General features: G+C 75.8%; 8 protein-coding genes. 6 read left to right on the top strand and 2 right to left on the bottom strand.

Translation table 11 applies throughout. The features are described 5' to 3' along the window. Positions 1 to 145: 145 nt before the first annotated feature. Both ABTZ17_RS34915 and ABTZ17_RS34910 read left to right on the top strand, forming a co-directional pair. Entirely contained in the window at positions 146 to 634 is a 489-nt protein-coding gene (locus ABTZ17_RS34915) for an NUDIX domain-containing protein (protein WP_352199830.1), read from the top strand. A 141-nt stretch (positions 635 to 775) separates the two neighbouring features. Beyond that, positions 776 to 1711 carry an AEC family transporter gene (locus tag ABTZ17_RS34910; protein WP_352199829.1) on the top strand — a complete coding sequence of 312 codons (936 nt, stop codon included), beginning with the start codon at positions 776 to 778 and terminating at the stop codon, positions 1709 to 1711. Positions 1712 to 1836: 125 nt separating this feature from the next. On the opposite strand, the gene ABTZ17_RS34905 is transcribed toward ABTZ17_RS34910, so the two are convergent. Together ABTZ17_RS34905 and ABTZ17_RS34900 are read right to left on the bottom strand one after the other, a co-directional pair. Then, positions 1837 to 3018 carry a phosphatidylinositol-specific phospholipase C domain-containing protein gene (locus ABTZ17_RS34905; RefSeq protein WP_352199828.1) on the bottom strand — a complete coding sequence of 394 codons (1182 nt, stop codon included), beginning with the start codon at positions 3016 to 3018 and terminating at the stop codon, positions 1837 to 1839. A 336-nt stretch (positions 3019 to 3354) separates the two neighbouring features. Next, positions 3355 to 4560: an MFS transporter gene (locus ABTZ17_RS34900; protein ID WP_352199827.1), complete on the bottom strand. Its 1206-nt coding sequence runs from the start codon at positions 4558 to 4560 to the stop codon at positions 3355 to 3357. Positions 4561 to 4676: 116 nt separating this feature from the next. On the opposite strand from ABTZ17_RS34900, the gene ABTZ17_RS34895 reads away from it, so the two are divergent. The 4 genes from ABTZ17_RS34895 (at position 4677) to ABTZ17_RS34880 (ending at position 8264) form a co-directional block, all read left to right on the top strand. Next, a complete protein-coding gene (locus tag ABTZ17_RS34895) occupies positions 4677 to 5123 on the top strand; it encodes a MarR family winged helix-turn-helix transcriptional regulator (protein WP_352199826.1) in 447 nt (148 codons plus the stop codon). A gap of 327 nt (positions 5124 to 5450) precedes the next feature. Next, on the top strand, positions 5451 to 6707 hold the full coding sequence (gene cbiE, locus ABTZ17_RS34890) for a precorrin-6y C5,15-methyltransferase (decarboxylating) subunit CbiE (RefSeq protein WP_352199825.1): 1257 nt from the start codon (positions 5451 to 5453) through the stop codon (positions 6705 to 6707). Continuing rightward, on the top strand, positions 6704 to 7453 hold the full coding sequence (gene cobM, locus ABTZ17_RS34885; RefSeq protein ID WP_352199824.1) for a precorrin-4 C(11)-methyltransferase: 750 nt from the start codon (positions 6704 to 6706) through the stop codon (positions 7451 to 7453). Before cbiE ends, cobM begins: the two co-directional genes overlap by 4 nt. Further along, on the top strand, positions 7443 to 8264 hold the full coding sequence (locus ABTZ17_RS34880; protein WP_352199823.1) for a cobalt-precorrin-6A reductase: 822 nt from the start codon (positions 7443 to 7445) through the stop codon (positions 8262 to 8264). Before cobM ends, ABTZ17_RS34880 begins: the two co-directional genes overlap by 11 nt. Positions 8265 to 8368: the final 104 nt, after the last annotated feature.

Genomic DNA, 8368 nt, shown 5'->3' with positions numbered 1-8368 from the left:
CTGTCCCGATCTCGATCGGCAGCCCGTGCTCCCGCGCGAACGCCACGCCCACCTCCGCACCCGACACCGTATCCGCGGTTCCGGCGGTCCGCGCGCGGACCGCCGGTGGACCACCCGCCGACGAGCCCGAGAGCGAGCTGATCCCATGACCGACACCTGGCTGCCGCCCCGCGAGTACATCGCCACCCTGCCGGCCAACACGGCGTACGCGGCGCTGTACTGCACCGATCGGGAGGGGCGGCCGCTGCAACTGCGCACGGTGTACGGGACGGAGACCTGGCACCTGCCCGGCGGGAACCTCGACCCCGGGGAGGGCCCCTTCCGGACCGCGGTCCGGGAGTGCCGGGAGGAGACGGGGATCGTCTTCCGGGGCGAACCCCGGTTGCTGGCCGTGCACTTCGAGGCTCCGCGCGGCGAGGAATGGCCCTGCAACCAGCTCGGCTTCGTCTTCGACGGCGGGGTGTTGACGGACGATCAGATCGCGGGTGTGGTCCTGGACCCGGCGGAGCACTGCGCGTACCGGGTGGACGGCCTGGCGGGTTGGGAGCGGGAGATGGCCCCGGCGGACTTCCGGCGGCTGGCGGCCGCGGCCGAGGCGCGACGCACGGGCGTCACGGCGTACCTGGAACGCTGAGCCGGTCCGTCGTCCCGGCCGGGCCGTCGTCCCGGTCGGTTCGGGTCCCGGTCGGCGTACGAGTCGGCGTCCGGGTGGCCGTCCGGGCTGGTGGGGCGGCCAACCGACCCTTTGCCATGATCGGTCATGCTGGCGGGCGTGATGACTGGTGTGGTTCTGGCGTTCGCGGCCTTCCTGCCCATCTGGGCCCTGACCGGGGCGGGGTGGGCGGCCGGCCGGACCGGGGTGCTGGGCGAGCAGGCTCAGACGGTGTTGGGCCGGTTCGCCTTCACCTTCGCCATGCCCGCGCTGCTGTTCCTGACGATGTCCCGGTCGCGCCCGGCGGATCTGGCGCAGCCGGGCATCGCGGTGTTCGCGCTGAGCCTGCTGGTGGTGTTCGCGCTGGCGCAGTCGTTGGGGCGGTGGGTCTTCCGGCGCGGGCAGGGGGACCGGGCCATCGCCGCGATGGCGGCGGCCTACGTGAACTCGGCCAACCTCGGGATCCCGGTGGCCATCCACGTCCTGAAGGACACCTCCTTCATCGTGACGGCGGCCCTGTTCCAGACCCTCCTGATCACCCCGGTCATCCTGGCGCTGATCGACCTGGACGTGCCGCGCGAGCGCGGGGAGCGGTGGCGGCGGATGCTGACCCTGCCGCTGCGGAACCCGATCGTGGCGGCCTCGGGGGCGGGGCTGGCGGTGTCCGCGCTGGGGTGGCGGCTGCCGGAACAGGTCACGGATCCGCTGGAGTTGCTGGGAGGCGCGGCCGTGCCGGCGGCGCTGTTCGCGCTCGGGATGTCCCTGCACGCGCGGACCCGGCCGGACGCCGAGGGGCGGGCGGAACGGCGGGTGCTGGTGGCGCTGAAGGTGGTGGGGCAGCCGCTGCTGGCCTACGCGGTGGGGCGCTGGCTGTTCGGGTTGGAGGGGCACGCGCTGCTGTCGGTGGTGCTGGTGGCGGGGCTGCCCACGGCGCAGAACGCCTTCCTGTTCGCCGCGGAGTACCGCCTGGACGAGGACCTGGCGCGGGACACGGTGTTGATGTCCACGGTCTGCTCGATGGTCTCGCTGTCGGTGATCACCTGGCTGTTGGCGGCGTAGGCGTCACGGCACACGGTGACATGTGACCGTGTGCCGTGACGTGTGACCGTGCGGTGTCACCTGTGACCGGGCGATACGCCGGTGGTGCCGGTGGTGCCGGTGCCTCGGGGGCGGGCCGCGCGGGGTCAGCCTCGGGGGGCCACCGCCGCGAGGACGGCGGGGAGCGGGTGCCAGTCCGAGGTGATCACGCTGGCGTGCCGGGAGGCGAGGAGGGCGAGCCGGTCCCTGGCCTGGGCCTCGGTGGGCCGGGTGCCGTCGATGGCCGGGGCCACCGCGTGCGCGCTGGTCATGATCAGGAGGTAGTGCCGCTGGTCGTACCAGGCGGTGTCGACGCCCTCGTAGGCGGCGGCGTCGCCGTCGAAGAGGACGAACCAGGGGCGCAGCGTCGTGTCGGTGTAGCGGGTGCGGGGGTCGCCCGCGGCGGCGCGGTGCACGGCGGGGAAGGCGGCGGCCCGGTCGAGTCGGCCGCCGGCGGCGAGGCCGCGCAGGTGCTGGGCGTACTCGCGGTCGGTCCAGAGGGTGTCGAGGGGGTTGCCCTCCTCGACGGTGCCGGGGATGAGCTCGACGATGAACTTGCCGGCGAGGGCGGAGCGGGCGGGCCAGCCGCGGGTGCGGACGGCGGTGTCGAGGTCGGGGGCGCCGGCCGCGAGGTCGGCGGGCCGGTAGAGGGCGTCGCCGAGGCGGGCGGTGAGGAGGGCGTCGAGTTCGGCGGGGCCACGGCCGTTCTTGGCCTGGAATCCGTCCTTCATCTCGATCTTGAGGACGACGGGGCGGTGGCCGGGGTGGGCGTCGTGCCAGCTGCGGATGTCGGCGAGGCAGCCGGAGAGGTTCTGGTTGCGGGCCTTGGTGCGGAGCTGGGCGGGGGTGGTCGCGTTCTCGCAGTTGTTGTCGTTGCCGAGGGGGTTCTCGTGGGAGACCCGCCAGGAGGCGCCGAACACGTTGGTCCACACGTCGAGTTCGAGGAGCGCGGCGCCGGAGTCGAGGGCGTCGGCGAAGTACGGGTAGGCGGACTTCTCGTAGGCGTTGTGGACGCCGACCCCGGTGGTGGCCGAGTACGCGGGGTCGGCGGCGCCCGGGTCGGCCGCACCGGCGGGTGCCGGGGCGAGGAGGGTGAGGGCGAGGGCGCCCAGGGCCGCCGTCAGAGCGGCGCGGAAGCGGGGCCGCCGGGCCGGGCGGGACCGGTCGCCGGGCGTGCGGGCCGTGCCGTTCGGTCCGGTGTCGTCCGTCGAGGCCCGGTGCGCGACCGGCCGGGTCGCGCCCCGTGCTCCGGTGGTGCCCGCGTCCGCCGTGTTCCCGGTCACGCCCATGCTGTCGCTCCCTCGTCTGTCGCTCCGTCAGGACGGGCGCAGAGTAAGGGAGTCCGGTGAATTCCGGGAGGACCGCGTGCGAACGCGCGGGCTCGTCGGGGTCGGGTTCCGGCCGGCGCCCGCCGCGACCGCGAGCCGACGCCCCCGCTTCCCGGCCCGACCGTCGGCCCGCACCCGTACGCGTTCGGCCCGTACGCCCCCGGCCCGCGCGTCCGCGGGCGGGATGTTCCGCCGGGGGACGTCCGGGCCGGGGACGTACGGGCCGGGAGGGTCGGTATCGGGAGGGAGGAGGGGAACGGGGCGGGGGTGGGGAACGGGGCGGGGGTGGTGCGGGGTTCAGCCGTGAGTCGCGGCCAGGGCAGGGGTCGGGGCGCCGGGGGCGGCGACGGGGCGCCGGGCGGCGCGGCGTTCCAGGGCCCCGGAGAGGAGGGCGAGGAGCAGGGCGGTGAAGGCGAGGGCGGCGCCGACCCAGTTGGGGGCGGTCCAGCCGAGCCCGCCCGCGATGACCAGTCCGCCGAGCCAGGCGGCGAGGGCGTTGCCGAGGTTGAAGGCGCCGATGTTGACGGCGGAGGCGAGGGTGGGGGCGCCGGCGGCCTGGTCGAGGACGCGCTTCTGGAGCGGCGGCACGGTGGCGAAGCCGAGGGCGCCGACCACGGTGAGGGTGACGGCGGCGGCGGCCTTGTCGTGCGCGGTCAGGGTGAAGAGGGCCAGGGCGAGGGCGAGGCCGCCGAGGGTGACGTACAGCATGGGCATGAGGGCGCGGTCGGCGAAGCGTCCGCCGATGACGTTCCCGGCGACCATGCCGAGGCCGAGGAGGACCAGCAGCCAGGTGACGGAGCCGGGGGCGAAGCCGGCGACCTCGGTCATCATCGGGGCGATGTAGGTGACGGCGGCGAAGACCCCGCCGAAGCCGAGGACGGTCATCGCCATGGCGAGCAGGACCTGGACGTTGCGGAAGGCCGACAGCTCGTGGCGGAGCCTGACGCCTTCGGGGCGGGGCAGGTCCGGGACCAGGCGGGCGATGCCGAGCAGGCCGAGGACGCCGAGGGCGGCCACGCCGAGGAAGGTGGCCCGCCAGCCGGCGGTCTGGCCGACCCAGGTGCCGAGCGGGACGCCGACCACGTTGGCGACGGTGAGCCCGGTGAACATGGTGGCGATGGCGGCGGCCTTGCGCTGCGGGGCGACCAGCTCGGCGGCGACGACGGCGCCGATGCCGAAGAAGGCGCCGTGGGCGAGGGAGGCCACGACCCGGCCGGCGAGCATGAGGCCGAGGGTGGGGGCGAGGGCGGAGAGGACGTTGCCCGCGACGAAGAGGCCCATGAGGAGCATCAGCATCCGCTTGCGCGGGACGCGGGTGCCGAGGGCGGTCATCAGGGGGGCGCCGATCACCACGCCGAGGGCGTAGCCGGTGACGAGGAGCCCGGCGGTGGGCACGGTGACGCCGAAGTCGCCGGCGACCTCGGGGAGCAGCCCCATGATCACGAATTCGGTGGTGCCGATGCCGAAGGCGCCGATCGCCAGGGCCAGGAGTGCGAGAGGCATGGTTCTGGGCCTTCCCGTTTCATTGCGGTAGCGGTTAATGCTCGTCCACAATAGTTGCAGACGCGGGCTATATGCAAGCGCGGGCTGTCCGCGCGGAGAAGCGGTAGATTTGAGGCATGACCGCCACGGACCCCTCGCTCACCCGCATCGCCCAGCGCTGGTGCACCCTGTCCCTGCTCCACGGCCGCATCGAGGTGCACCTGGAGCGGGCCCTCCAGGCCGCGCACGGCCTCAGCGTGCGCGAGTACTCCCTGCTGGACGTGCTCAGCCGCCAGCACGACGGTCCGGGCGGCCACCTCCAGATGCGACAGGTCGCCGACGCCGTGGTCCTCAGCCAGAGCGCCACCACCCGCCTGGTGACCCGGCTGGAGGACCGCGGCCTGCTCTCCCGCTACCTGTGTCCCACCGATCGCCGCGGGATCTACACCGACGTGAGCGAGTCCGGGGCCGCCCTGCTCGCCGAGGCCCGGCCCACCCAGGCCGCCGCCCTCCGCGAGGCCCTCGACGAGGCGGCCGGCGACCCGGAGCTGGCCCCTCTGGTCGCCGCCCTCGAAACCGACTGAACCGACCGCACCGACCGCACCGACCGACCGCGATCGGCGGGACCGGGCGGGAACCCCGATGCCCCGATCCCTCGGTCCCCCGGCCCCGGATCCGCCGGGCCCCGGACCCCCGACCTCCGGCTCCCCCACCGGCTCCGGGACCGGGCCCGCGGCGGCACCGCCGGTACGGGCCAGTAGAGTGCGGAACCGTTCCCTTCGTGCGCGGATCCGTCCGCGCGCACACGGGTCCGCTCCCTTCGCGCCCGGTCCGCTCCCCGCGTCCCGCCGCGCACGGTCCCGCGCCCCGACCGCGCGGGCCCGTCCCGTCCAGATCCCGAGGTACCCGGCGTGAGTTCCCTGGCCCCCCAGTCCAGCCCGACCGCGGTCGTCGGGATCGGCGCGGACGGCTGGGCCGGTCTGGCCCCCGCCGCCCGGGAAGCCCTGGCCCGGGCCGAGGTGCTGATCGGCGGCGGCCGCCAGCTGGACCTGCTGCCCGTCGCGGACTGCCCGGGACTGCGCGTCGGCTGGCCCTCCCCGCTCCGCCCCGCCGTGCCCAAGCTGCTCGCCGAACACGCGGGCCGCCGCATCGCCGTCCTGGCCAGCGGGGACCCCATGTTCTACGGGATCGGCCGCGCCCTCTCCGAGGAGCTCGGCCCGGCGGCCCTGCGGATCTTCCCCCACCCCTCCTCCGTCTCCTACGCCTGCGCCCGCCTGGGCTGGCCCGCCGAGGACACCGAGGTGATCACCCTGGTGGGCCGCCCCGCCGCCCGACTGGCCGCCGCCCTGCACCACGGCCGCCGGATCCTGGTGCTCAGCGCGGGCGCGGACACCCCCGCCGCGGTGGCCCGGCTCCTCACCGACCGCGGCTACGGGCCCAGCCGGCTCACCGTCCTGGAACAGCTCGGCTCCGAACAGGAGGACACCCGCACCGGGACCGCCGCGGACTGGGACCACCCCGCCGGGGACCGCCTCAACCTCGTCGCCGTGGATTGCCTGCGCGATCCGGCCGCCCCCCGACTCGGGGCGGTACCCGGGCTGCCGGACTCCGCGTACGAGCACGACGGGCAGCTCACCAAGCGGCACGTGCGCGCCGTGACCCTGGCCGCGCTCGCGCCCGCCCCCGGCGAACTGCTGTGGGACGTGGGCGGCGGCTCCGGTTCCATCGCCATCGAGTGGATGCGCACCCACCCCTCGTGCCGGGCCGTCACCGTGGAACGGGACCCGGTGCGCGCCGAGCGGATCGCCCGGAACGCCGACCGCCTCGGCGTGCCCGGACTGCGGATCGTCACCGGCGCGGCACCGGCCGGTCTGGCCGGACTCCCCGCTCCCGACGCCGTGTTCATCGGCGGCGGGCTGACCGCTCCCGGGCTGCTGGACGCCTGCTGGGAGGCCCTGCCCCCGGGCGGCCGACTGGTCGCGAACACGGTGACCCTGGAGTCCGAGGCGCAGCTCGCGGCCCGGCACCGGGTCCACGGCGGGGAGCTGGTCAAGCTGGCGGTCTCGCACGCGGTTCCCGTGGGCGGGTTCACGGGGTGGCGGCAGGCGATGCCGATCACCCAGTGGTCCGTCACGAAGTCACATGTCACACCTGGAGATCACATATGACCGTGTACTTCATCGGCGCGGGCCCCGGCGCCGCCGATCTGATCACGGTGCGCGGTGCCCGCACCCTCGCCGCGTGCCGGGTCTGCCTCTACGCGGGCAGCCTGGTGCCGCGCGAACTCCTCGCCGAATGCCCGCCGGACGCCCGGCTCGTGGACACCGCGCGGCTCACCCTCGACGAGATCGTCGCGGAGCTGGTCGCGGCCCACGAGGCCGGTCTGGACGTGGCCCGGCTGCACTCGGGCGACCCGTCGGTGTTCAGCGCCGTCGCGGAGCAGATGCGCCGCCTGGACGCGGCCGGCGTGCCCTACGAGGTGGTGCCCGGGGTGCCGGCCTTCGCCGCGGCGGCCGCCGCGCTGAAGCGGGAGCTGACCGTGCCCACCGTCGGCCAGACGGTGATCCTGACCCGGATCGCCCAGCAGGCCACCCCCATGCCCGAGGGCGAGGACCTGGCGACCCTGGGCCGCAGCGGGGCCCTGCTCGTCCTCCACCTGGCGACCCGGTACGCGGACCGGGTGGTCTCGGAGCTGCTGCCGCACTACGGGGAGGACTGCCCGGCCGCGGTGGTCGCGCTGGCCAGCCGCCCCGACGAGCTGGTGCTGCGCGGCACCCTGGGCACCATCGCCGGGCAGGTGAAGGAGGCCGGGATCGTGCGGACCGCCGTGATCCTGGTGGGTCGCACGCTGGGCGCGGAGCAGTTCCGCGACAGCCACCTGTACTCCGCCGACCGCGACCGGCATGTCTGCTGAGGAGCCCTCCCCCGCGGCCCCGGCCGGGCCGCCCCCGCCCTCGCCCGCCGGCGGTCCGCACCTGCTGGTCCTCGGCGGCACCACGGAGGCCCGGGAGCTGGCCACGGCCGTGCACGCGGCGGTCGGCGGCCCCCTCGGCGGCGGCCCCTTCCGGGTCACGAGCTCGCTGGCGGGCCGGGTCGCGGACCCGGTGCTGCCGCCCGGGGAGAGCCGGGTCGGCGGGTTCGGCGGGCCCGAGGGGCTGGCGGCCTGGCTGGCCGCGCACCGGGTGACGCACCTGGTCGACGCCACGCACCCGTTCGCCCGCCGGATGAGCTTCCACGCGGCGACCGCCGCCCGGGCGGCGGGGGTGCCGTTGCTGGCGCTGCGCCGGCCCGGCTGGCGCGAGGCCCCCGGGGACCGCTGGCACCGGGTCCCCTCCACCGCCGCGGCGGCCGAGGCCCTGCCGGGGCTGGCCCGCCGGGTGTTCCTCACCACCGGCCGGCAGGAGCTGGCCGCGTTCGCGCACCTGGACGGGCTTTGGTTCCTGGCGCGGTCGGTGGATCCGCCGGAGCCGCCGCTGCCGCGGTCGGTGCGGGTGCTGCTCGCGCGGGGCCCGTTCACCGAGGCCGGGGAGCGGGAACTGCTGCGGGAGCACGCCGTGGACGTGCTCGTGACCAAGGACAGCGGGGGCGCGGCCACCGCACCGAAGCTGGCGGCCGCCCGGGCCGCGGGGATCCCCGTGGTGATGGTGGACCGGCCGCCGGTGCCGCACGGCGTGCCGGAGGCGGGCACCGTGGCGGAGGCCCTGTCCTGGCTGTCGGCCCACTGAGCCGCACGTACGACCCCGCAGAACAGCGCCCCGACCGCCCGGCCCCGGACCCGCCGACCCGCGCACCGACCAGCGACCACGGCCGGCCCGCGCCACCACCCGGG

Origin of the sequence: Streptomyces sp. NPDC097619, assembly GCF_040302735.1 — a bacterium.
Classification (GTDB): Bacteria; Actinomycetota; Actinomycetes; order Streptomycetales; family Streptomycetaceae; genus Streptomyces.
This window is presented reverse-complemented; position numbering and strand designations above follow the sequence as displayed.